The sequence below is a fragment of the Tautonia rosea genome (genome assembly GCF_012958305.1).
Taxonomy (GTDB): Bacteria; Planctomycetota; Planctomycetia; order Isosphaerales; family Isosphaeraceae; genus Tautonia; species Tautonia rosea.
The window spans coordinates 65,949-90,337 of the sequence record NZ_JABBYO010000012.1 but is presented as its reverse complement, the minus strand read 5'-3'; the positions used below and the strand labels follow the sequence as shown (position 1 = coordinate 90,337).

The window sequence follows — 24,389 nt, the reverse complement described above, 5'->3', positions numbered from 1 at the left end:
TCTTGTCGCTTGCAGGGAAGGTCAGTAAAGTTTAGGGGTGGTTTTCGTCCCATTGATGGGGCTCGGGCCTGGAGACGGTCTTGGTTCCGAGTTGCTGAGACGGGGCTCCGAGGAGACCAAAGTGATGCGCAGCTGGTTGGCCGCAACAACGATCGGAATGGTGCTGACGGCAATCGGCCCTGACGGGCTCACGGCCTCGGAGGTCGATCGATCCGAAACATCCCTGGCTGAGTCGTTACGCATCGTCCCAGACGCGGTCACCTTGATCGGCCCTGATGCCGTTCAGCAACTGGCAGTTGAAGGCCGAGAGGATGGGAAAGATCGGACTTCCTCGGCTCGATTTACGAGCGAGGATGAGACGGTTGTTGTCGTCGATCCGTCGGGAGTGATCTCGGCGCGGGGCGATGGCAAGACGATCGTTCGAATCGAGGTGGAGGGCCGTCAGGTCGAGGTGCCCGTCGAGGTTCTCGCCTTCGACAACCCTCCACCGATTCACTTTACGAACCAGATTGTGCCGATTTTCACCAAGCTCGGCTGCAACGCCGGTGGCTGCCATGGGAAATCGGGCGGACAAAACGGGTTCCGCCTGAGTTTGCTTGGTTTCGAGCCGGAACTTGACTACGAAACCCTGGTGAAGGAAGGCCGAGGCCGGCGGGTCTTCCCCGCCGCCCCGGAGCAGAGTCTCTTACTCTTGAAGGCTGTGGCCGACGTCCCGCACGGGGGCGGCAAACTACTCGCAGAAGATTCGCACGAGTATCGCCTCATTCGCCGATGGATCGCCGAAGGGATGCCGGTCGGTGATCCAGACGCACCGACGGTCGCGAGAATCGAGGTCTATCCGCCATCTCGGGTTCTCGATCAAGGAGTCGACCAGCAACTCGTGGTCACGGCGGTTTACTCGGACGGCTCGACCGAGGATGTGACTCGGTGGGCCCAGTACGAGTCGAACGTTTCAGAGATTGCCAACGTCGCCGAGGGTGGACGCGTCCGCACGGCAGATCTCCCTGGTATGGCCGCCGTAATGGCTCGCTATCAGGGTCAGGTGGCGGTGTTTCGGGCGACCGTTCCCCGAGGCGAACCAGTGGCCGATGCCATCGCGTTTTCGCCCAACAACTTCGTTGATGATCTCGCACTCGCCCAGTGGAAGGAACTGGGGCTTACCCCCTCGGACCTTTGCTCGGATGAGGAGTTCATCCGTCGAGCCTCTCTGGACATCACCGGCACGTTACCGACGGTCGAGGAAATCGACGCGTTCGTCGCCGAGACCAACCCTGACAAACGGGCTCGACTGGTCGATACACTCCTTGATCGTCCCGAGTATGCCAAGCTATTCGCGGTCAAGTGGGCGGACATCCTCCGAAACAAGCGTGCGGGAAGCGCTCGGAATCAGCGCTCAACCTTCCGGTTTTATGACTGGATTCGCCGACAAATTGATCAGAACACCCCGTTCGACGAGTTTACCCGTCAGGTGATCGCCGCCAGTGGAACTCCCGAAACGGCTCCGGCAACGGTCTGGTACCGGGACCTGAAGAAGGCCGACGAATTTGTCGACGACGCGGCGCAGGTCTTTCTCGGGATGAGGCTTCAGTGCGCGAAGTGCCATCACCACCCGTTTGAAACCTGGAGCCAGGACGATTACTACGGCTTCGCGGCCTTCTTCGGAAGGGTTGGGCGTAAGGGATCGCTGACCTCGCAAAAGGGTGGAAGCGATGAGCTGGTGATCTTCAGCAAGCGAAGCGGCCAGGTTCCCCACCCGAAGACTGGTCAACCGATGCAGCCAAAGGGCCTCGGAGAGGCGGAGCCGTTCACCATCCCGGCGACCGAGGACCCAAGAGAGGTGCTTGTGGACTGGCTTGCCCGCCAGGATAACCCATTTTTCGCCCCGGCGGTGGTCAATCGCTACTGGGCCCACTTCTTTGACCGAGGCCTGGTCGAGCCGATTGATGATCTTCGCGAAACGAACCCCGCCACAAACCCGGCCTTGATGAAGGCATTGAGCGATGATTTCATCGCTTCTGGCTACGACCTCAAGCATCTGGTCCGGACGCTGACCACGAGCAGGCTGTACAGTCTTTCGAGCGAACCAAATGAGATTAATGCCCGCGACACTCAGAGCTTTGCCCGCTTCTATCCCAAACGAATGAGCGCGGAGGTCTTGCTCGACGCCATTTCGCAGGTCACACGGGTTCCCAATCGCTTTGACGGCCTGCCGTCTGGATTTCGGGCGATTTCGTTGCCGGACGAATCGGTCCGTTCGGATTTTCTCGACACGTTTGGGAGACCGATGCGTGACACCGCCTGCGAATGCGAACGGATCGGAGATGCCAGCCTCAGCCAGAGCTTGATGCTGTTGAACTCTGCGGAGGTTCAGGCCCGACTGTCAGACAATGGCGGACGCGCGGCGGCCCTCGCGAGTGACGCGAGGCCGATTGAGGAGCGTATCGACGAGCTGTTCCAGTTGGCTTTCGCCCGAACCCCCTCGGACAGCGAACGCGCAACGGCCATCTTCCACGTCGAGTCGAAGCCTGGTCAGGAGCGTGAGGCGTTTGAAGACATCCTCTGGGCCCTGGTCAACGCCAAGGAATTCCAGTTTATTGATTGACGGGGCCTCGCCGAGGCGGGACCCTGGTGGGTCCTGGATTGACTTTCCCTGGATTCTGGGACCGACGACCATGCTCCTCCTCGGCACCGTGACGTATAACATCGCCAAGGATTGGGACCTCGACACAATCCTGACGAAGCTGCCGGCGCTCGGCTTCGAAGGGGTCGAACTGCGCACCACGCACGCCCACGGCGTTGAAGTGTCCTTGTCCAACGCAGATCGGGAACACGTTCGTAAGCGATTCAGCGACTCGGGCCTGGAACTAGCTGGGCTGGGCAGTGCCTTCGAGTATCACTCGGACGACCCGGCCGAAGTCCGTCGGAACATCGAGGGAACAAAGGAGTTCATCCAACTCGCCCACGACATTGGAGCCCCCGGGGTGAAGGTCCGACCGAACGGCATTCCCCAGGGGGTCGATCCCGAGGCGACCTTCCGACAGATCGGCGAGTCGTTGCTCGAAGTCGGGGAGTATGGCGAAGGCTTCGGTGTGGAGATCCGGGTTGAGGTGCACGGGCGAGAGACCGCGAAGTTTCCCGCCTTCGCGACCATCATGAATCACGCCAAGCACCGCAACGTTACGGTCTGCTGGAACTCTAATCCGACGGACCTGATTGACGGCTCGATCGAACCCGCATTCCGGATGGTCGCCGACCGGATCGGCCTGGTTCATATTAACGAGTTACACAGCGGTTACCCTTACCGAACTCTATTCCGATTGCTCAAGGAATCCGGCTATCAGGGCTTCACCCTCGCCGAGATTCCCGACAGCCCCGAGCCCGATCGCCTCCTTCGGTACTACCGGGCACTCTGGGAGGCCCTCCAGACTGAGCACGAGGCCGACTGAATCGTCTTCCCCTCGGCTTCGAGGCATGGGGCCGGTCCTGCTGCTTGCCACTCAACCGGCGAGCGTATCACCACGCCAATCCATGGTGCGCCCATCGCAATCGCGATTCGGATCGTCATTTGGAGAACGGAATGGGCATGTCCGGGAGTCACCAGCACCAACGAATCCATCACCGATCCGATTCCGGCCTGCCGAGTTTCGGAGTCGGAATGAGCTGAGCAAGTGCCTCGAAGTCGATGGGTTTGAGTAAGTGGTGATCGAAGGGGTCTGCATCGGGGTCGGGTTGCCAGCCGGAACCGGTCAGGCAAATCAAGAGTGCCGAAGCGGTGGCCGTGATCTCTCGAAGCCGACGGGCCAGGCTTTCGCCATCGATGCCTGGAAGTGCCCGATCGATCACGAGGATGTCGGGAGGATCGGCAATCGCATCCCTGAGCGCGTGATTGCCGTCGAAGGCCATCCGAACCTCACAACCCCACAGGCGAAGAACCATCGCCAGTCCTTCCGCCGCCGCCTCATCATCATCAACGATGAGGATTGAGGTGGCTGATGACGATCGAAGCGGGGGTTGAGGATGGTCCACCCAGGCAACCGGAGGAGTTGGAGAAGCCGTTCCGACGGATGCGATGGGTAATCGGATGGTAAAGGTGCTTCCCTGACCCGACCCCGGACTGGCCGCGGAAACGTTGCCACCATGACGAGCGATGATCCGGTGGACCATTGCCAGACCAACCCCTTGGCCTTCCCGAAGGCGAACCCGGTCGGAGTCTCCTCGACGAAATGGATTGAAGATACGACCCAGATCCGTCGAAGGGATACCGATCCCATCGTCCCGGATTGAGATGACCACGTTTTCGGGGTCTCGAAGAACCTCCATCCGGATGTTCCCGCCGACCTCCGAATATTTCGACGCGTTGACCAGCAAATGAAGAAATGCCTGTTCGATCCACGTCGGATCGACCGCCAGCAGAATCGGTTCTTCCGTAAGACGGACCTCGAGTTGCTGCCCCCGGGCCGCGACAAGTGGTCGGATCGCCTCGGCACTCCAACTCACCAATCGGTTGACGGTGATCATCACCGGACGAATGGGAATCGACCGACCGTCACTAACCTCCCCTTCAACGAGGTCTTCAAGGAGGCGACCCAAGCGTCGGGCCTGATGCTCGACGAACACCAGAACTCCTTGCTGGGTCGACGGATTCAGTCGGGCCGCATGCAGAGCACCAAGCATGGCGCTGAGCGGGCTACGTAACTCGTGGGCAAGAAGTGACATGGCTCGATCGGGCCCTCGCGATGCATCACCACGACGGCGGGGGCGATGGGCCGATCTGACCTCACGAAGGGTGATGAATTGCTCCTGCCGGCCTGCCCAGCAGACCTGCTCCACTTTCATTCGCAAGCGTCGACGAGTTGGTGGTCCCGCCTCAACCAGGACACTCTGTCCACTATGAACGGGGATTCCGAGAAGATCACCGTCAATCGCGGCTTCAGGGTCGTCTCGAAGAAGAAATCGAGCCGCGGTATTGGCATGAACGATCCGTCCGGAATCACTCGCCACGACAAGAATGCCGTGCGGATGATCCTTGATCAATCGTAATAACTGTGGATCAACGACCTGCGTCATCGCCGGTCGCTCTCCTGACCTCGTCGTGGAATCGATTCGTTGAGTCGACATCCGGTGTCTGCCTCACCGATGCGGAGCGAACGCTCCTGGTCGGGAGATCATCAGCATCCCGGCAACCAATACCGCCAAGCTCTCAATACCGCGAGACAAATTCGCTCACTTTCCAACACGAACTCGGTGGATCGCGCTCACTGCTCCTAAACACCGATAGGGTTCAACACATCCTTCTGACGCGATTGATTGCCGAGTTCAAGAAGAAGTTTGATTGGCGAACGACTCCAACGCGATCAATGGATCGATCATCCGCCACCCTCATTTCTAATCCCTCAAACAACATCGAGGCAAGGAAAACTTTGAAAAAATTGAGCGGGACGGAAACTAAGGTTCCAGAAAACTGGCCAAACACCTGGCATCACGTTGCAGCCACGATCCGATCAAGTTCGTCTTCGTCAAGAATCGTGATCCCCAGCTGCCGGGCTTTTTCCAGCTTACTGCCGGGATCGGCCCCTGCGATCAGGTACGAGGTATTCTTTGAGATCGAGCCCGTGACTTTACCGCCGGCCCGCTTGACCAGGGCTTCCGCCTCGGAACGTGACCGTCTCGGAAGGGTGCCGGTAATGACCACTGTTTTGCCGGCAAGTGGAAGACCCTCTGTTGTCTGAAGTTCCGGGAGCGGTTCGGGAGCCACTCCCGCTTCGAGCAGTTCGTCGATGAGCGCCTGGTGGGTCGGATCGTCGAGAAAGTGTCGAACGCTTGCGGCCACAACGTGCCCGACCTCGGGAACAGCCTCCAATTCCTCAAGGGAAGCCGACCGCAGTGCTTCAATCGATCGGAAGTGGAGGGCGAGGATCTCGGCGATCCGGGTTCCAACATGGCGGATTGTCAAGGCTGTCAGGAAGCGGTCGAGGGGTCGGTGTTTGCTCTGTTCGAGTTCCCGGATGAGATTCGCGGCCGATTTTTTCCCCATGCGGTCCAGCCCGGAAAGTGTCTCCTGGTCGAGCCGGTAGAGATCCCCGAGCGATCGGACAAGTCCTCGCTCCACGAGTTGATCAATGAGTTTCTCTCCCAGGCCATCGACGTCCATCGCGTCGCGGTGGGCGAACCAGCGGAGCCATTCCTTGAGCTGGTCGGGGCACTTGGAGGGGGGGTTGGTGCAACGGGCATCGACCTCTCCCGGAATGCGTTCGATGGGGGCATGGCAGCTTGGGCATTGATCCGGAAATGCGTAGGGCCGTTCCGATCCGTCTCTTGAGTCCGCTTCGACGCGAACAACCTGGGGGATGATCTCACCGGCCTTCTGAATGACGACCGTATCGCCGATCCGAACCCCTTTGCGCTCAATTTCGTCCGGATTGTGCAAGCTCGCCCGCTTGACGACCGTGCCGGCCAGGGGGACCGGTTCCAGCTCCGCCACGGGAGTCAGCTTGCCGGTCTTGCCCACCTGAACTGTGATACCAAGAATTTTCGTAATCGCCTGTTCTGCTTCATATTTGTATGCAATGACCCATCTGGGACTCTTGGAACGATAGCCGAGTCGGGCACGCTGACCAAGGTCGTCAACCTTGATGACCAGACCATCGATCTGGAAGTCGAGGTCATGACGTTGGTGTTCCCAGGCGTTTGCGTGCTGAATTACCTGCTCGATGTCGTCGAAGGCCGCGTTATGGGGGCTGATCGGAATGCCCCATTCACGAATCAAACCAAGAATTTCTTTATACGAATGCACGTCGATCCCGCGTACTTCCCCGAGACCATGTGCGACGAACAATAGCCGACGACGGCCGCAAAGCTTCGGGTCGAGCAGCTTCAAGGAACCTGCTGTGGCGTTGCGAGGGTTGGCAAAAGGCAAAAGGCCCTCGGCCTTGCGTCCTTCGTTGAGCCGGGCCAGTTCGGAGTTCGTCATGTAGACCTCACCCCGAACCTCCAGCACTGAGGGGGGATCATCGAGTAAGGTCAGGGGAATCCCTCGTACAGTTCGAAGGTTTGAGGTGATGTCGTCCCCGCGCTCACCATCGCCGCGGGTGGCACCGAGGACGAGTGTTCCCGCTTCGTATCGAAGCGAGACGGCGACTCCATCTACCTTGAGCTCGACCACATAGAGAACCGACTCTCCATCGGTCAGTCCCTTACGAACGCGACGGTCCCACTCCCGGATTTCATCAAGCGTATAGGTGTTCTCAATAGAGAGCATCGGCACGGAATGCCGGATCGTCTCGAACGCAGAGATTGGTTCTCCACCGACGCGCTGGGTAGGGCTGTCGGGAGTGATCAGCTCTGGGTGTGCGGTCTCAAGATCTTCGAGTTGCTTGAGCAGCCGGTCATATTCCCGATCGCTGATAATCGGAGCCGCCTCAACGTAGTAGAGGCGGTTATGCTTTTCGATCTCCTGGCGCAGCTCATTCACAGCCCGGACAACATCTTCGGTCGCCATGGTCGATCGCCCCCCCTCCTGGGAAGCGCCCGTCAGGAAACCCTGGGGGCGAGAGAGTCGTTCAGTCGACTCCCGTCTCCGAGGAAGCCGAAGACGGGAGCCATCATCACAGAATCGTCAATGCCTCACCATTGCTCACGCCTCGCTGACCCAGTGCTGGCCGGCGAGTTCGTAATCAAGCAGTTCCTGAGGAGCGAACCAGAGGGCGATCTCACGATCAGCGGAATCGGGGCTGTCGCTGCCGTGAATCAGGTTGTTTTGCTTGCTTACGGAAAAATCACCCCGAATGGTACCGGGTACGGCTTCGATGCCGCTGGTCTTGCCCATCATTCCTCGGACGACCGACACGGCTTCCGGCCCTGCCAGCACGGCGACAACCACCGGACCTCCGGTAATGAACTGGATCAGGCCGGGGAAGAAGGGACGTTCCTTGTGCTCGCCGTAATGCTGCTCGGCCAGTTCCTGGCTAACCTGAATCATCTTCAAGGCGGCGATCCGCAGCCCCTTCGCTTCGAATCGCTGAAGGATCTGGCCGACCAGACGGCGCTGCACGCAATCAGGCTTGAAGATGACGAGGGTATGTTGCATGGCGGGGGGACCTTACGCTCTCTCGACTTTGGGAATCGCTGCCGAGGCAAGTACGAAGGGACGAGGTGCAAGCCGGTCCCGTTGACCGGTCCGGCAGTATAGCGAGTGCAATGCGGGCGATTCAACCGTCCGCAACGCTTCGCCAGGGCAGCGCATCGTAGCCGTCGGGACGAAGCCTCCAGATCCGGACGTCGGGCTTGGGACCTTGCAACGAGACGATGATCCTGGGAACGTCTTCGTAATAGTTCTCGCGCAGGTCAGTCCCGCTTGGAATTGCCGACCATTTCGGATGTGAGTGATAGATGGCGAGAATCTGTGCGGATCGGCTTCGGAGGTCGCGAACGGCGGCGATGAGATCGGTCGGATCGGCGTCGTATCGGGTTTCACTCTGCGCCGCGTTGCGGAGCGGATGGATTGAGGAAACCCGAGGCGGCTCCCCTCCGAGCAAGCCGCAGGCTTCGAGGGGGGCTTCTCGAACACAGTGATCGACCATCGCTTGAAGAATCGGATGGGGGATTTCCAGAACCTCCCCGTCTTCGATCGACGACGACTCAGGGACACTCATTCGGGGAACAAGGGGGTAGAGAGGTATCGCTCGCCGAGGTCCGGAAGCACCACCACGACCATTTTCCCCGTGTTCTCTGGCCGCATGGCCACCTGGAGCGCTCCGGCGGCGGCGGCTCCACAGGAAATGCCGCAAAGCATCCCTTCTAGCCGGGCCAGACGCCGTGTTGTCTCAAACGACTCGTCGTTCGAGACGCGAATCACCTCGTCGATGATATTGACGTTGAGAATCTCGGGGATGAATCCGGCGCCGATTCCCTGAATCTTGTGGGGTCCGGGCTTGGTCGGCTCTCCGTTGCGTGTCTGGGTAATGACCGGCGAGTCTTCCGGTTCGACGGCGACGACCTGCAGCTCGGGCTTGCGGCTCTTGAGCACTTCGCCGCAACCGGTGATGGTACCGCCAGTCCCCACGCCGCAGACCAGAATGTCGATCTGACCTTCGGTGTCTCTCCAGATCTCCTCGGCGGTGGTCTTGCGGTGGATCTCCGGGTTGGCCGGATTGCGAAACTGCTGCGGCATGAAGGCGTTCGGGGTATTCTTCGTCAGCTCCTCGGCTCGACGAACCGCACCGGGCATACCTTCGGCAGCGGGTGTCAGGACGATTTCGGCTCCAAAGGCCTTGATCAAGCGACGACGCTCCAGGCTCATGCTCTCGGGCATCGTCACGACCAGGCGATAGCCGCGAGCCGCGCAGGTGAAGGCCAGGCCGATCCCCGTGTTCCCGCTTGTCGGCTCAATGATGACCGTCTCGGGGTTGATCTTCCCTTCGGCCTCGGCCGTGTCGATCATCGCAACGCCGATGCGATCCTTGACCGACCAGAGGGGGTTGAAATTCTCTAGCTTCGCAACGACCTGAGCGTGACATCCCTCGGTGATCCGTCGCAAACGAATCAACGGGGTATTCCCGACACATTGCGTAATCTCGTCATAGATCCGGCCCCGCGTCCTGACCTCGTCGGCGGTCGCCATCGTCTCGTCTCCTCGGGCGTCGAAGTAACTCGGCGTCTGGAACCCGATTGAACCGGCAGTGATTGTCTCGCCCCTCCGCCGGCAAAACCCCATCATACGGCCAGGAATCGGACCCGGCAACCCGACCAATCACGACTAGACGACCAATCTTTGTAATCTTTCCTGGCCATCGGCTTATTTCAATGCCATCGGTCGCAAGGCAAAGCCGGCTGTGGTTCTCTTGATCTTGCGGGTCAAGGCAACGTCGAAAACTCGTAAACCTTGTCTCGATTCTGTTCTTCGAGATGATGGAATTCGAAGATATGGACGCCTTGATCGACAAGCAAATACGTGTGTACCCGGATCATGATCCCTCCCTCCCACCTGGCCTTGAGAAATTCGTTGTACCAGTGGTGATCAGCCCCGGCGGTCACATGCGCAAGCCCGTATAACTGGGTCGCCACGTTGTCACTGATGAACTGAGCGCAGGAGTGCCAGTAGACCTGATCCGCATTCCCTTCGAAGAGATGTGCATCGAGGTCTCCCATCGTGGCAATCCAATCGAGACTGCGAAAGGTCATCCTTTCTTCCGGATTGTGTTCTCGTTGATCCGAGGGACCTCGCCCTCGGAGAGAGAAGCCGGCTTTACCATCTCGCCCATGATGACGAGCAGCAACAAGGCCCCGAATACGCCAAGCACCCCCACTCGCTTCCCTCCGGGGTCATCACCGCGATGATGATTCCATCTGATGATGGCACCCTTCGTTTGTGATAAAGCGTAATGCGTGATTGCTTGGCTCGACTTGGTCTTTTGTACCGAAACATCCTTCTCCGGCAACTGCCCGACTGCCGTTGACACACCGACCCGTCCCTCTTACGATCAACCATTCAAACGCCACCGTAGCTCAATCGGCAGAGCACCGCTTTCGTAAAGCGGGGGTTAAGAGTTCGACTCTCTTCGGTGGCTCTTACGACACAAGGACTTGCGAAAAGCGCAGGTCGGCGTCAGGCTGGGTCGATACTGAATCCGGTACGGAATCCTTCGCGGACCGACCGGAGTATCGACAATGGCACGCACCCCAAAGCCGTGGTACTGGCAGCAAAGACGAGGCTGGTACGCGACGATTGATCACCGACGACGACTCCTGGCGGCCGATGCCGACCACGGGTCCAGGGCGAAGGCGAAGCAGGCAGCCGACGCCGAATTTTACCGGATCATGTCCGAGCGGAAGCGGGACTTGAAGGCCGGGCAGCCGATCCCGGTCGGACTGCTGATCGCCCGGTTCCTGGCGGACGTCAAGGCGAGGGCGGCCCGCGGCGAGGTCGGGGCCCGGACGCATTCCGACTACGTCGGCCGGCTGGATGACTTCCCCGATATCCACGGGCACATTCCGGCCGAGGAACTGAAGCCGGCCGTCGTCCGGCGATGGCTCGAAGCCAAGGCAACCTGGGGACCGAATCGGCGGCATGATGCCGTCGCGGTCCTCAAGACGGCATTCCGGTGGGCGAGGAACGCCGAGATGATCGAAAAGGATCCGCTCGAGGGGATGGCCAAGCCGTCCCGGAAACTCCGGCGGGATCGGGTGATAACGACCGAGCAGGCTCGGACGCTCCTCGGGGCGATTCGATCCCCGGTCGCCCGGGACTATTTCGAGTTCCTCTTCCTGACTGGCTGCCGGCCCTCCGAGGCGGCGGCCCTCGAGGCCCGGCACCTCGACCGGGCCCGACGGCTGGCGATCCTCGACGTCCACAAGACGAAGCGGAAGACGGGAGCCGACCGGGTGATCCCGCTGACCGACGCGGCGTTCGCGATTGTCTCCCGGCTGGCCGACCTGCACCCCGAGGGCCCGCTCTTCCGGACGCCGAGGGGCCGGCCGTGGAACCGGTTCGCGATCCGGCAGCAGATGATGGCGGCCCGCGTCAAGGCCGGGCTCGGGGCCGAGGCGGTCGCCTACGGCTTCCGGCACGCCTTCGCGACCGATGCCCTGGAGCGGACCGGCGACATGGCCAGCGTCGCGGCCGTGCTTGGGCACGCCACGCCGGACATGTTAAATCGGGTCTACAGCCACCTTGACCGCCGTCACGACCACCTCCGAGAGTTCGTCAACCGGGTTACGACGCCCGAGCCGCCTCGAGTTCCGACCGCCAGTCCGGGCCAGCCGGCCGGGCCGGCCCCCGAGACGACTCCGTCTTCGACTTCGAAGCCGATGCCTTCCGGGGAGGGCGCCGATCCGGGCCCCGCTCCGACGTCGCCAGGTACTCCAGCAGCCAGCGACCGAGGATGACGATCCGCCCCTCTCGGGGCCCGAGCCGCCGATGCCGGATGGCATCGGCGGACAGCAGGGCATACAGGCTCTTCCGGTTCAGCCCGACCAGCGGGGCGGCCTCAGCCGGGGAATATCCCCGGTCGGGGTCAATCGCCTTCGACGCCGACGGCTCCATGTTACTCATTGGTGGGTTCCTCCCCGTTCCAGGAGACTCCTGTTGTGATGCTCCCCGGCCTTGGTCAGGGCGAGATAGTCGGCTGCGTCGATCGTCTTGTGGCCGAGGAGCCGGCCAGCGGGCTCCGGTCGGCCGACGACCACTTCGAAGTCCGGGGCGAGGCGGCCGTCGAATGCGGGTAGGTCGTCGACCGCCGGAGCCCCCCCAATCTCACTGGGTGGCAATTCTCGGACTCCGACCCGACCGGCATCGGTCGGACGCCGGCCGGCTTCGAGCCCAATCCTCGACTGGGAAGACTCCCAGGACATGCGGGCGGCAAGCCAGGCCGGCGGCCAAGCCGGGGCAGCGTCACTCGGTGTCACGCGGGACATTTCGTTGCGGGCTCTATCTTGCATGTCTTCTTTCTTCCTCGTCCTTCTCCGGGCTTGCGCGTGCAATAACAAAACACGTGTGACAGTGCGTGACAGGATGACCATCGGTCCGTTAGAAGATGTCCTGGTTGCGGTCGCCGTCGCGTCGCAACGATTGGACGACCTGCTCGAAGGCGGGATTGAGCCCGATCCCCTCGTAATGGCGGTTGCGAGTCCTTTCGTCCCTCCGCTGGACGACCTGCAGCTTGGGCAGGACCGCCCGGAGGTCGCGGCCGAACGACTGCTGATTGCCAGGCTTGTCCCGACCGACGGAATCGCACCACTGTTGCCAGGCCCGGAAGAGGAGCCCGACTTCGACGAGCCGGCCGGGCTCGACAACGCAGCACTCCGAAAGGAAGGTGCTCACAGGGCTCGACAACGCCTCAATGTCGGCGATCAATTCGGCCCCGGATTGCGGCTGGACAAAATGCCCCCGCTCCCGAAGCCGGGCCCAGCCGGAAATGGCCCAGTGCAGGATCCCGGGCAACTCGCCCATGAGACGGTCTGTGAGGTTGGTGTCCTCCGAGCCGAAGAAGGACTCGACCAGCTTGAGCACAACAAACCGGCCGGCAAGGGCCTTCGACTGGTCCGCCAGTCGGGGCAGCTCGTTGCTGATGAACGTGATCCGCGTCGGCAGCTTCCCTGACCAGGCAGGGCGGTGCTTTCGGTCGACCGTCAAGGTATCCTCACCGGTGATCGTCAGCAGTCGTTCGACGATGACCGCCTGATCGGTTCGGCTCGACAATCGGGCGTCGCTGATGATCGCGGCCGGCTTGCCGACCAGCGGTTGAAGGCCGAAGGGCCCAGCCAGCGTCGAGAGGGTCGGCCCGGCGACGTTCTCGACACCGATCAGTTCTCGCAGGACCCGGGCAATAGTTCCCTTGCCCGACCGCCTTGGCCCAATCAGGGCGAGTGCCTTCTGCTGTCTCGTGTCTGGCGTCAGGCAGTAGCCGAACCACTCCTCCAAGGTTGAGATGCTCTCGGGGTCGTCCGGCCAGAGCGAGTCCAGGAACCGGAACCACTCCACCGGTTCGGGGGCCTGGGAGTCGAACGCGTAGCCGAGGGCATAGGTATTGAAGAACCTCGGCGTCGGCGGGGCGAGATAGTCCTGGGCCTCGACGAGCGACGGCAGATGGACCAACCCGTTCCGGGTGGGCAGGACTTCCGACGCAGGGAACGGCCCCGGCCCGTCGATCCAGGCTGGCGACTCGACCGACTCCGGGAGCAGCGTCTCCCCAGACAGGGCGAGGGCGACATTGCCGACCAATTGGCCCGTGACCTTGCGAGCGGTCGGGGTCGGCTTCCTCGGATCGGCGTGCCGGCGGACTGCCTCGACGTTAAGCCGGTCGAACTCGGCCTTAGCGGCCGAGGCGAGTTCAGCCCGGAGTTCCTTTTCTGAGACCGCACCCCAGGCTGATCCATTCCACCGGATGAACTCGTCCCCGTGGAACCGGATCATCGACACGCCGTCATGCCGGTACCTCGTGTCCAGGAAGAGCCGGGCCAGACGGTGCGGGTCATCCCCCGCCTCGTTCGGCCCGTCACCGTCGGCTCCCGTCATCGCCAGAGACGGATTGCGGGGCGGACCGTCAGCTGACGCCTCGGCCTCGACGAGAGGGGCAGACTCGATCAGCCGGAGCAGTTCGTCCGCAGTCCCACCAGCATCGACGTATTCTCGGGCGTCACCCTTCTCGGGGAGCCCGGAAAGGTGGACGACCTTGACCTCCGGCGCCGGCTTCAATCCCGCCAAGATCGAGGCAACAGAGCGGGCGAACTTACGCCCCTTCTCATCGTTGTCGGGCAGGATCGCGACCGTCTTGCCGGCCAGTGGCGACCAGTCCGAGCGGCGTGGCGACTCGGCTCCGTGTGCCGGAGACGTTCCGGCCAATCCGAGTCCCCAGATCGCCTCGGCCGCCTTCTCGCCCTCGGTCACGATGACGAGGTCGGCGTCGATCAACTCGGGCAGCCGATAGAGCGGGAGGGGGTCTAGGTGCTTATCCCCATTGATCCAGCCGCCAGGGTGCCGCCCAACCGGGCGGAATTCCTTCGATGGCTTCCCCGTCTGCGGGTCGATCTCGCCGGTGTCGAGACGATAGACGACCAGCACGAGGCTCCCATCAGCATCGTGGTAAGGCCACTCGCCGGCAATCCTGCCGATCGCCCTCTCGCCCTTGTGTGCCCAGCGGATTGCATCGGACGGTGTGGGGTAGACCCTCGGGGGTTTTTTCCTGCCGAGTCGCGGGCGTGTTTCTGACTGGTCGAGACGGTGCTTGTATAGGGTACCGGATGCGGACCCGATCGAGTCGGGCGACTCCTGCCGAGAGCAGAATGCGAACCGGCCCGAGCCGGAGACGAACCCGGCGCAACGCTGGTCTCGGCCCCGGGGCAACAGTTGGTGCCCGCCGCAAACAGGGCACGGGTGGTCTGGCGTGAATCGCTGGTCGGGAGAAACGGTCGTATCGTTGGCGGTGCTCATGGCCGGCGTCCTCCCGGCCGGTCGGCCGTCTGGGCGGTGCCCCTGACCAGCCAACCCAAGCGGCGGATCACTCCTGGCAATCGGCGGCCCTTGGCCGCATCGTGGCGGCGTCGGGCGTCGGCGAATTTGACGAAGGCATGGACGGCGGGATCGAGCACGGGTCCATCGCGATGGCGTGGCTGTCGTTCGGCGGCCGTCTTCATAGGACCGTACCCCCTACCAACAAGACGAGGGGGCCGCCGTCGATCCAACGGACTCGGCGGGCATAGCAACGCCGGAACTCAAACGGAGTCAGTCGCAGACGTATTGACGCTTCGGCTGGCGTTACAAACTCTACTTCGCCTTGGTCGCTCTTGCGGGCATTAGAGGATCTGTGATAATAGAGCATTGGTCATCCTCGACTCAGGATTGCTTGGTGCTGGCGAGCACACGGTTTCTACGTTGAGGCACGGCCACTGACGCCCGGCCCGGTTGAGGTTGCAGCCTCTCCTGGTGCCGGGCGTTTCCGTCACTCCAGCTTCGCCGCAAGGCGCTCACAATCGGCCCTTCGATAGAGAAGGCGTGCCCCGACCTGATGCGTCCCGATCTCGCCCGCCTCGGCGAAGCGACGGAGTATGTAAGGGGTCACGGCCGCGATCCGTGCCCCTTCTGCTGCCGTGATGTACCCGCCGGCTCGGTGTGCCCGATGCCGAATCGGTTTCGGTTTGAGAGCCTGCACTGTCGTCACCTCCCGTCGCCAACTTGAGAGCTTTGCGGCCAATGTCGCCGTCTATTACTATTTTCGATTGGGCAGACAAAAGACTTTACGGAGGGTCGCGACGTAAACCCTTACTGTGCCGGGGATGCCGGCATTCTGCCGGCAAGTTGCTCATGCTCTCCGGCGTTGATCATGTTAAGGGGCCTTAGGTTACGAACGAACACCGTTGTCCGCCTCGGACAATCCGTGTCCTCGAAATGCTCCAGCGACTCCAGAAAAAATCTCCCGGAACCTCGATCAAGCAGGACGACTTGGCCGGAGGAATCACTTAGGGTAGCCGGTCAGTCGTTCAGCTCAATCAAGGCCGAAACATCCGGGGCGAGGATCAGACAGCTCACCTCTCACAGGTCAACCGCGCCGGAAGAAAGTCGGTCCGGCCGACCCTATCGCCGAGTAAGCCGGCCAAACATCCCCTGACGGCATGCCTGCACGCTCGGTCACCTCTTCCATTTCGCCACCGCACACTTAGACTGGTTGGCTCAAGAGGGCCGGGCTGTCGCTCAGGCTCAAGAACTACGCTCGCATTTAGGGACTGAGCCATGAGTTCGGGTAACGTCGATCAGAGCGGCTCGGGCGAAGATGGTCGCCAACCTAGGCCCGTTGACGTTTCTTCATCGCCTTACCCTGGATCGGGGCGTTCGGACTAGATCCTGACGAACTGGCGATCCTCTCCGACTCGAATCTGTGCTCAGGCCGGCGATTATCCGGGGCGAAGTGGTCGACCGTCGGATCCTCTGGATGCGAGTCGGGCCCGGATCGGAGCAGGGACTGAACTTGTCATCGAGTGACTTTAATCTAATGCCCAACCTTCCCAGCGTCTTCCAGCAGTGCACCCCGCGGCCCGAGGTGCTGGCCGGCGAACTACCTGACTCGATCTTCGCCGCAGACCTCTGGGACGTGGTCTGTCGCAAGCCGGGCACGCACCCCGATTACCTCGATCCAATCCAATTCTTCGGGAGCACACACCCCACCGAGAACCTCAAGCTGCTGATCCGGGACGTCACCGAGCGCCTCGCTGGCGTGGAGGGAGGGACGCCCGTCTACCGACTGGAGACCGGCTTCGGCGGCGGCAAGACCCACAGCCTGATCGGCACAACTCACGCCGCCCGAGAGGGCGAACGGCTGGCCGACCAGCTCCAGGACTTCCGCATCGGCAGGTTCCCGGCGCCCGATGCCGTCCGGGTCGCGGCGTTCGTCGGAGAGGAGTCGGACCCGCTGAGCGGCAATGAGCACGTCGTCAGCGGCGAGAAGATCCGCACCTTCACCCCTTGGGGCCAGATCGCGGCCCTGGTCGGCGGCAAGGAGGGCTACGAGGAAGTCCGAGCCAACGACGAGCAGGGCGTGGCCCCGGCGAGAGAGGCCCTGGAGCGGGCGTTCGCGGACCACCCGGTCCTGATCGTCATTGACGAGCTGGTCCTTTACATGGCCCGCGCGTTCGCGCTCAAGGAAGACCAGCCAAGGTCTCGCGTCAACAGTCAGTGGCCGACCTTCCTTCAGACGCTGTTCAAGCTGGCCACCCAGCGGCCCCGAACGGTCGTCATCCTGACGCTGCCATCCGAGCAGGACGCAAACCGGAAATTGACCGGCGAGTTGAAGCAGCACATCCCGACCGTGCTGGACACAGTGGACGAGTTGAGCAACACCGCGGGCCGGCAGGCGAGGAACCTGACCCCGACACAGTCGAACGAACGGGCCGCGGTGCTCGGCCGCCGCCTGTTCGAGCGGGTCAGCACCGACTTGGCTGGCGACGTCGCCTCTGCATTCGTCGCCTACTACGAGGCGCAGCAGCGGGCCGGCGTTGCGCTCGACGGCCGTGCGTTCGAGCCCGACTACGCCGAGCAGATCCGCGCCGGCTACCCCTTCCACCCCGAACTGATCCGGCTATTCGCCGAGAGGCTCGCCGACATCCCTGACTTCCAGGCGACGCGTGGCGCCCTGCGGCTGGTCGCTCGCACGATCCGGGCCGCGTGGGACCGCAAGGCGGAGTTCCCCGATACGCTGCTGCTGCAGCCGTACCACATCGACTTGGCCCGCGGCGAGATGCAGGACGAGGTCCTGAGCCGCCTGAGCCGCACCGCCTTCGCCCGCGGCCTGGAGGCCGACGTCGTACGCCCCGAGGGCGGCACCCATGCCAGCCAGGCGGAGGCCGGCTGGCCCTGGAAGGCCGCCACTGAGGCGTCGCTGGTCACCTTCTTACACAGCTTGCCGGACGGCTCTAAGGGCATCACCGGCCCCGAGGCTGCCCTGGCGCTCGGCCGACCTGGTGTCGACCTGGCCTACGTCCCCAAGGGGCTAGAGGAGACGGAGCGGCGGGCCTGGTACATGCGGCGCGAGGGCGACCACTACCTGTTCCGCACCCGCGCCTCGATCAACAAGCGATACCAGGAGCGCCTCGCCGAGTTGCAGCAGCAGCCGGCCGAGGTGAAGCGGGTCCTCGACGACTGGATCAAGGAGGTCTACTCCGGGTTCACCGCCTTCCAGCTGGTCCCGTTCCCGTCCGACCACACGGCCATCAACGACAACCCGGACCGCATCCGACTGGCCCTGATCCACTACGACAAGGAGGTAGGTTTCGTTGGCCCCGGCGCGGGTGAGCGGCTCAACTTCGTCAAGACGCTGTTCACTAAGACCGGGGTCAACGCCGGGCCGCGTACTTATCGCAATAATCTGGTCTTCCTGCTGGCGGAAGGGACGAGGGTTCAGGGGCTCAAGGATGCGGTCAAGTCGCTGATGGCCTGGGAGCGGGTGCAGGCGGACATCGAGCAGGAGCAGGCTAACCTCGCTCAGGCCGGGGGCTCGACGTACACAGAGATGAAGCGCAGGGCCGGCGCTGGAGCGACCGGAGTCCCCGCCGAGTTCATGGCGTTGGAGGACGACCTGGCCCGCGTCCGCGAGCAGCTCGGCCCTCAGGAACTCAACGTCCGCACCAAGCTGCTCGAAGCTTACCGCGTGCTGGCCTTCCCCCGTGGCGGCGAGTCCGATTCCAGCGACCTGTTCGCCTCGAGCGCCTCGGCGTCGATGCTTGAGTGCTTCCGGGTCGACTTCGGCGAGACCCCCGAGCGGGGCGGCCGGCATAATGAGCGCCGGGCTGTCGCCGAGGCCCCGCTGCTCCAGTGCTTGCGGCAGAACAACAAGCTGGTGCCGGAGGCGACGGCGAGCGACCCCTTGGTGTTGGCGCCCGACCTTATTCGCCAGGCGCCGCTGTGGCAGGACGGCGAGCGCTGCCTTTCGACCGAGGAGGTCTGGGAGCGGCTGCGGCGCGAGCCTGAGTTGCCAATGGTCCTACGGCAGACCGACCTGCTACCCTCGCTGCGGGCCGGGCTGACGGCCACGCCTGACGCGCTCTGGGCCTACTACGACCGGGCGACGAAGAAGGTCTACACCCGAGCCGAGGCAGCCGATCTGTCGCCGGTCATCGGCGCCCAACACCTCCTCTATGACATCGCCGCGGCGGCCGCCGACCGGATCCTCCCGGTCAGGGAAATCCGCCCGCAAGAGCTATGGGACCACCTCTGGCCCAAGGAGGGGACGTCCCCGGCGCCTACCGTGACCGCCCCGCGTCTCTTGGAGGCGGCCAAGGCCAGCGCCCACTACCCCGTCCTTCCCGACCGGGCGGTGCTCTGGCAGGCGATCCAGGAGGGGACGCGTGAGAATCGCTGGGTTCTCTACCAGCGCGGCCCGAACCTGGCCATCGGAGCGCAGGAGATGAACGAGTGGCCGGGCACGCCGCGGTTTGAGGACTCCGTCGAGTTCTGGACCTACCAGGCCGCGCTCGACCAGGGCATCTACCCACGCAAGAAGAAGCCGGACGACGGCGAGCCCGGCCCCGAGTCGCTGCCGCTGACGCCGGCCAACGTGAGGGAGCGTTGCTGGCCGGCGAACACGCCCGAGCTATCGACCGAGGACCTCGAGAGATACGCCCGCAACGTCTGGGCGGACCTGACTCGGCCCCGACTGGAGACGGCCCTCCGCGATGGCGTCCGAGACGGCACCTGGGCGGCGTGGCGAAAGGGGGACGACGAGACCTACTTCATCCGCGACGACAGCCCCGGCCCGCAGATAGTGGTCGGCCCGGCTTGGTCGCTGGTCGACCCGGCATCGCCGCTTGCCCACGAGCTGGACGACCTGCGGCCGGGCCGCGGCCCGCAGCCGGTCGTGCAGGTCGGCACGCCGCGCGAGGCCCTCACCGCCGCCTGGGACGCCCTGGCGGCCGCCCGCAACGTGCGGATCGCCGAGCTGGATCTGAGCGTCGAGGACCGCGAGAGCTTCGACAACACCCTGCGGGTGGCCTGGGCCGACCGGCCGAAGGCGGCGCAGGTGCATGCGACCCTGGTCGCCAACGGGCAGCGGGTCGTCGAGGGGAAGACCGAGGCGGTCAACGTGACCTACGAGGGCCGCTTCGAGGCGCTGAGGGACCTGCTGGCCCCGCTGTGGCCGTTCCGCGGGGGCCAGGGTGAGTTGCAGGTGACGATCACCGTCGGGCTCAAGTTCGCCGACCCGCCGGCCGTGGACGACGCGGCCCTGTGCGCCTTCCGAGATGCTATGATGAACGCCGGCCAGGGCCAGATGGAGGTCCGGCTGGTGCCCGTGCGGCCGCGCAGGGCGGGGGATGCGTGATGGAGCGATTCCGGCTGAGGGTGCGGCAGGAGGCCAGGCGCGGGCAGATCTGGGAGCTGCACCTGTTCCCGAACATGCCCGGCCGGCTGCCGCGGGAGGCCGACGCCAAGGTCATGGGCTCGTCGGCGTCCCCCGAGACGATCCAGTGGCTGCGGGAGCTGTCCGACCCGTTCCTGCAAGAGGCCGAGGACCCCGGCCCGATCGCGGCGTGCGACTTCCGCCCCGGCACCCCGGCGCGGTGGCTCCGGCACGCCGACGGCATGCGGCTGGCCTTGGCCTTCACCTCGGCCCGCTACCTGACACGGCCGGCGCAGCGTGCCATGTTCCGCTCGGGGCTGCTCGAACTGCCCTCCGAGGTGGTGCTGTACTGGTTCACGCTGTGCTTCTACGGCTACCGCCAGCAGGCGGGGCGGGCAGCCCTGCGGACCCTGCTGACTTACGAGCAGCCCGACGAGGGGCCGGCGGTCAGGACGGTTCGGGGCCGCAAGAACGGCAAGGGTGCTGTTGGGCCAACTCTATTCGACATCGACGCGTCGGAGGTTGCGGCTGCGGGACCTGCCGAGGGCAAGAACAGATCGCGTGCGAAGAAGCGGACAACATCGAGTCGGTGAGAGTGCCATGACCCAAACGTTCACCAAGACGAAGCCGTCGCTGATGGAGGCCGGGCTGCCTTGCGCCTCGCTGTCCGCCGAATGCCAGCGGGACAACAACTCGCTCCGGCCACCCCAGAACCGCTTGCATATTTGGTGGGCACGGCGTGCTCCGACCGTTTGCCGCGCGGCAATCGTGGCGGGCCTACTCCCTCATGACGTGGACCTCCCGCCAGAGATACTGCCCGCGGATATCGAGGAGCCTACAGAGGCGGACCTGAGGGGTGTCCCGGCGAAGTATCGCAAGTTCGACGCTTTCTATCGAGAACTCATCAACTTGCCTGAAACTCACCTTGCCAAGTCCCATAGAGATTTCTTGAAGGCCCTTGGGGTCACAGCGGATGTCGCGAGGGCATACAACAGGATCGCCCTGGCGGAGTCGGCAGGCGATGGCCAGAAAATCGTCCTCGGATCGACCTGGGGATATCGTCATCCTCGTGCGTTCGCCCTGAACCCGCACAGCGGGCTCGTGGAGCACCTGCTCGCGGAGATTCGGAACTACCTGGGTCTCTCCCCGACAGAGCCCGTCAACGTCCTCGACTTCATGGCCGGTGGCGGTTCAATCCCGCTGGAAGCCGTCCGCTACGGCGCGAAGGTCTACGCGAACGACCTGAACCCCGTTGCCAGCTTGGTTCTCAAAGGAACCCTGGAGTACACGGCTCGCTTCGGGCGACAGATCCAGCCCCAAGTGGTTCGCTATGCCGAGATGGTACGACGGGGAGCGCTCGACCGACTCCAGAAGTTCTTCCCATCGCACCCGTCATCTTCGTGGTGGCAAGACGTCGAGGCGGTTGCGCAGCGAAAATTCCTGAAAGGTCAAGTCGTCAAGGTCGAGCCAGGGGACGAATCCCTGATTAAGAGAACCACATATCTCTGGATGCGCGTTTTCCCCTGCACCAAGTGCGGCCTGCAGATCCCGCTTTCGACGAACCTGACCCTTTCTCGAAAGGGGCCTTCGCAAGAACATCTGGCGATCTTTCCCATCGTGCCGACATCCGCCGGACAGCATGAATGCGGCTTCCGCATTGTTCCGCGCGGTTCGTGGCAAGACTGCCGTTGGCCACGCTTTGATGCGGCGGAGTCCTTCGATCCAGCCAACACGGTTACTTACCGTGACGGAAATGCAATCTGCCCACGCTGCGGCTCGGTGATCGACAGCGACACGGTAAAGAGGACTGCCCGCCAGACTCCTGGGGGATTGCAGTCTCAGTTGTATGCCATCTCATGCCGGGTGCCGGTCAACGCCCATTACCGCAATGGGGATCTACGTGTACGACACGTTTGGCACTTTCGCACACCAACGCCGTCGGACCATGCGGCAGTTCAAGCAGCACTGAAAGTATCTGTCGATAGCGATTCTCATTGGACGAATCTCATCCCCACAGAAGAAGTGCCGGAGGTCATGGAGGATCGTCGGCCTAGAGACTATGGGATGACGCGCTGGCGTGATCTTTTTACACCGCGACAGCTCCTAGTCACTCTCACGATCCTGGAGGAAATACTCAAAGCAAGCGACAAGGCTCGGTCGGAACTCCCGGCCCAGGAGGCCGAGGCCATCGCTGTCTACCTCGCACTGATGTTGGGCAAGGTGGTGGACTACAACAGTGTGAATACGTTCTGGCACACTGGGAGCCACGCGCCTATGCACACTTTTTCGAGGCACGACTTCGCGTTCAGGCCGGCTTTCTGCGAGATCGAGGGGTCGAAAGAGCTGTTCGCGTTCGCATCGGGCCAGGTTGCCAGTGTCTACGGTGAACTTGCAGAGCTGATCCACGGCGCAGCCGTCCCCTTGGAGAGCGATCCAGGAGAGCTGGATGGAAACGGAGAGGCCGATGACGACGAACTGGACGACGAGTTCGAGGAGGGCCTCGATACGGCGGGGGCAGCCCTCGAGGCGAACGGCGAGGTGCACCTGCGCCCCGAAGTGATCGTGCCGACCGTCACCTGCAACGACGCCGCCGCCCTGGAGATGCCGGCCCCCGGCACGGTCCACCTCATCTGCGTCGACCCCCCTTACTACAACAACGTCCAGTACGCCGAGCTGTCGAACTTCTTTTATGTCTGGCTCAAGCGGGCGTTGGGCGACTGGCCTGGGCTCGAACATCTCTTCCGCGAGGAGCTGGCCGAGACGAACCGCGAGGCGGTTGCTAACGCTGTCCGCTGGAAGCAAGAGGCAGAACGGGAGCAGGTTGCCTGGCAGGAGCGGTTCGACCGGGGGCTGGAGTCCCTGGCGGACGCGAGGGGGGAGAACGGCCGCAAGCTGCCCGTCGCCGAGCGGAGGCGGCGGGCCGCCGAGCTGGCCGGTCACGTGCCGCTCACCGCCGCCGAACGTGCGGAACAGTTCTACGAGGGGAAGATGGCCGCCGTCTTCCGCCGGGCCAAGCAGCTCCTGCACCCGGCGGGCCGCATGGTCGTCATGTTCAACCACAAGATGACCAAAGCCTGGCGGGCGCTTGGTAAGGCGCTCATCGAGGCCGGCTTCGAGATCCGCACCTCGATCCCCATCCACACCGAGGCCGAGAGCAGCCTCAACATCCGCGGCCTCGACGCGGCCCGGAGCACCGTCCTGCTGCTCTGCCTGCCGCGCCAGGACGCCGGGCAGGTAACCGGGAACTGGGGCCGGGTGCAGGAGCGGATTGGCACCGTCGCCCGCAACGCGGCCCAGCACTTCCAGACCCAGGGGATCGCCGGCACCGACCTGTACCTGTCCGCCCTCGGGCCGGCGCTGGGCGAGGTGGGGCGGCACTGGCCCATCACCGACATGGCCGGCCGCCCGGTCGACCTGACCGAGGCCCTGGAACGGGCATACCGGGCCGTCGGCCAGTTCCGGCTGGAACAGATCCTGACCGAGGAGCTGCCCGAGAAGGTCGGCGGGATGGTCGAGGGATTCGCACCCGACATTGCCGACCGGAATACCCAGGCCCTCTGGCTCTGGCTCGACACGTTCCAGGGCGACGTGGCCGACAGCGACGACGTCCGCAAGCTGTCCAAGTCGCTCGACATCGAGCCGGACACCTTCAAGAAGCTCAAGCTGATCGAGTCGGAATCGGACCTCTTCTACCTAAAGCCGCCGCAGGCTGTGGACCTCGCCCTGCTCGCCCGCCTGCAATCGGGCGAGAGGATAGCCCGAGGCCGCGCAGCCCGCGAGGCCGACGTCTGGGAAGAGCGAAAGTTCCCCAACTTCCTGGGCGCGGCGGTGTGGAACGCCGTCTCGCTCCTGGCCGGCGGCGACGAGCTGCACCGCGGCGTCGAGCCGCTCAAGCAGTGGCTGCGAACCAGCGGCTACGGCGACATGCCCGAGTTCCGAGGGTCCTATGCCGTTACCCTCCACCTGATGGAGCAGGCATTCGGCCGTCGGAAGGACGACGACCCCTGGAAGGTGGCGACGACCGAGGCCCGCCGCGGCTGGGACCTGGTCCTGCGCGACTGGCGGGGATGA

General features: G+C 63.3%; 15 protein-coding genes and 1 tRNA gene. 7 read left to right on the top strand and 9 right to left on the bottom strand.

All coding sequences use genetic code 11. From position 1 onward, the window contains the following. The first annotated feature begins 124 nt into the window (after positions 1-124). Both HG800_RS19815 and HG800_RS19810 read left to right on the top strand, forming a co-directional pair. Positions 125-2,602 (top strand): DUF1549 domain-containing protein, encoded by a 2,478-nt coding sequence (locus tag HG800_RS19815; protein ID WP_169978720.1) that lies wholly within the window; start codon positions 125-127, stop codon positions 2,600-2,602. A 70-nt stretch (positions 2,603-2,672) separates the two neighbouring features. Continuing rightward, positions 2,673-3,446 (top strand): sugar phosphate isomerase/epimerase family protein, encoded by a 774-nt coding sequence (locus HG800_RS19810; protein WP_169978718.1) that lies wholly within the window; start codon positions 2,673-2,675, stop codon positions 3,444-3,446. Between the two features lie 169 nt (positions 3,447-3,615). On the opposite strand, the gene HG800_RS19805 is transcribed toward HG800_RS19810, so the two are convergent. From HG800_RS19805 to HG800_RS19780, 6 genes are all read right to left on the bottom strand, one after another. Then, complete coding sequence (locus HG800_RS19805) at positions 3,616-5,067, bottom strand: hybrid sensor histidine kinase/response regulator (protein WP_169978716.1); 1,452 nt, start codon at positions 5,065-5,067, stop codon at positions 3,616-3,618. A gap of 412 nt (positions 5,068-5,479) precedes the next feature. Next, positions 5,480-7,498, bottom strand: coding sequence for an NAD-dependent DNA ligase LigA (ligA, locus tag HG800_RS19800; protein WP_169978714.1), 2,019 nt, complete (start codon positions 7,496-7,498; stop codon positions 5,480-5,482). Between the two features lie 135 nt (positions 7,499-7,633). Continuing rightward, positions 7,634-8,086 (bottom strand): nucleoside-diphosphate kinase, encoded by a 453-nt coding sequence (gene ndk, locus HG800_RS19795; protein ID WP_169978712.1) that lies wholly within the window; start codon positions 8,084-8,086, stop codon positions 7,634-7,636. Positions 8,087-8,207: 121 nt separating this feature from the next. After that, positions 8,208-8,651, bottom strand: a complete 444-nt coding sequence (locus HG800_RS19790) for a Mov34/MPN/PAD-1 family protein (RefSeq protein ID WP_169978710.1) — start codon at positions 8,649-8,651, stop codon at positions 8,208-8,210. Then, positions 8,648-9,619, bottom strand: coding sequence for a cysteine synthase A (gene cysK, locus HG800_RS19785; RefSeq protein WP_169978708.1), 972 nt, complete (start codon positions 9,617-9,619; stop codon positions 8,648-8,650). Before cysK ends, HG800_RS19790 begins: the two co-directional genes overlap by 4 nt. 233 nt (positions 9,620-9,852) lie before the next feature. Then, entirely contained in the window at positions 9,853-10,179 is a 327-nt protein-coding gene (locus tag HG800_RS19780) for a hypothetical protein (RefSeq protein ID WP_169978707.1), read from the bottom strand. Between the two features lie 313 nt (positions 10,180-10,492). On the opposite strand from HG800_RS19780, the gene HG800_RS19775 reads away from it, so the two are divergent. Beyond that, a tRNA-Thr gene (locus HG800_RS19775) sits at positions 10,493-10,565 on the top strand. A gap of 100 nt (positions 10,566-10,665) precedes the next feature. Next, positions 10,666-11,883, top strand: coding sequence for a tyrosine-type recombinase/integrase (locus HG800_RS19770; protein ID WP_169978705.1), 1,218 nt, complete (start codon positions 10,666-10,668; stop codon positions 11,881-11,883). A gap of 162 nt (positions 11,884-12,045) precedes the next feature. Here HG800_RS19770 and HG800_RS19765 read toward each other — a convergent pair whose 3' ends face one another. The 3 genes from HG800_RS19765 to HG800_RS19755 all read right to left on the bottom strand — a co-directional run bounded on the left by HG800_RS19765 (position 12,046) and on the right by HG800_RS19755 (position 15,084). Continuing rightward, positions 12,046-12,435, bottom strand: a complete 390-nt coding sequence (locus tag HG800_RS19765) for a hypothetical protein (protein ID WP_169978703.1) — start codon at positions 12,433-12,435, stop codon at positions 12,046-12,048. An 88-nt stretch (positions 12,436-12,523) separates the two neighbouring features. Further along, a complete protein-coding gene (locus HG800_RS19760; protein WP_169978701.1) occupies positions 12,524-14,926 on the bottom strand; it encodes a phage/plasmid primase, P4 family in 2,403 nt (800 codons plus the stop codon). Then, positions 14,923-15,084, bottom strand: a complete 162-nt coding sequence (locus tag HG800_RS19755) for a hypothetical protein (RefSeq protein WP_169978699.1) — start codon at positions 15,082-15,084, stop codon at positions 14,923-14,925. The genes HG800_RS19760 and HG800_RS19755 overlap by 4 nt, the downstream gene beginning before the upstream one ends. Before the next feature lie 1,397 nt (positions 15,085-16,481). Between HG800_RS19755 and HG800_RS19750 the strand changes: the two genes are divergently transcribed. From HG800_RS19750 to HG800_RS19740, 3 genes are read left to right on the top strand one after another with little or no spacing between them, the layout of a single operon-like run. Continuing rightward, complete coding sequence (locus tag HG800_RS19750; RefSeq protein ID WP_169978696.1) at positions 16,482-20,300, top strand: DUF499 domain-containing protein; 3,819 nt, start codon at positions 16,482-16,484, stop codon at positions 20,298-20,300. Continuing rightward, positions 20,300-20,911, top strand: coding sequence for a DUF7680 family protein (locus HG800_RS19745; protein WP_169978694.1), 612 nt, complete (start codon positions 20,300-20,302; stop codon positions 20,909-20,911). Before HG800_RS19750 ends, HG800_RS19745 begins: the two co-directional genes overlap by 1 nt. A 7-nt stretch (positions 20,912-20,918) precedes the next feature. Continuing rightward, positions 20,919-24,389, top strand: coding sequence for a DUF1156 domain-containing protein (locus HG800_RS19740; protein WP_169978692.1), 3,471 nt, complete (start codon positions 20,919-20,921; stop codon positions 24,387-24,389).

Coding starts and splice junctions, on each gene's coding strand:
- HG800_RS19815 (WP_169978720.1), top strand. CDS start 125: ATGCGCAGCTGGTTGGCCGCAACAACGATCGGAATGGTGCTGACGGCA.
- HG800_RS19810 (WP_169978718.1), top strand. CDS start 2,673: ATGCTCCTCCTCGGCACCGTGACGTATAACATCGCCAAGGATTGGGAC.
- HG800_RS19805 (WP_169978716.1), bottom strand. CDS start 5,067: ATGACGCAGGTCGTTGATCCACAGTTATTACGATTGATCAAGGATCAT.
- ligA (WP_169978714.1), bottom strand. CDS start 7,498: ATGGCGACCGAAGATGTTGTCCGGGCTGTGAATGAGCTGCGCCAGGAG.
- ndk (WP_169978712.1), bottom strand. CDS start 8,086: ATGCAACATACCCTCGTCATCTTCAAGCCTGATTGCGTGCAGCGCCGT.
- HG800_RS19790 (WP_169978710.1), bottom strand. CDS start 8,651: ATGAGTGTCCCTGAGTCGTCGTCGATCGAAGACGGGGAGGTTCTGGAA.
- cysK (WP_169978708.1), bottom strand. CDS start 9,619: ATGGCGACCGCCGACGAGGTCAGGACGCGGGGCCGGATCTATGACGAG.
- HG800_RS19780 (WP_169978707.1), bottom strand. CDS start 10,179: ATGACCTTTCGCAGTCTCGATTGGATTGCCACGATGGGAGACCTCGAT.
- HG800_RS19770 (WP_169978705.1), top strand. CDS start 10,666: ATGGCACGCACCCCAAAGCCGTGGTACTGGCAGCAAAGACGAGGCTGG.
- HG800_RS19765 (WP_169978703.1), bottom strand. CDS start 12,435: ATGCAAGATAGAGCCCGCAACGAAATGTCCCGCGTGACACCGAGTGAC.
- HG800_RS19760 (WP_169978701.1), bottom strand. CDS start 14,926: ATGAGCACCGCCAACGATACGACCGTTTCTCCCGACCAGCGATTCACG.
- HG800_RS19750 (WP_169978696.1), top strand. CDS start 16,482: ATGCCCAACCTTCCCAGCGTCTTCCAGCAGTGCACCCCGCGGCCCGAG.
- HG800_RS19745 (WP_169978694.1), top strand. CDS start 20,300: ATGGAGCGATTCCGGCTGAGGGTGCGGCAGGAGGCCAGGCGCGGGCAG.
- HG800_RS19740 (WP_169978692.1), top strand. CDS start 20,919: ATGACCCAAACGTTCACCAAGACGAAGCCGTCGCTGATGGAGGCCGGG.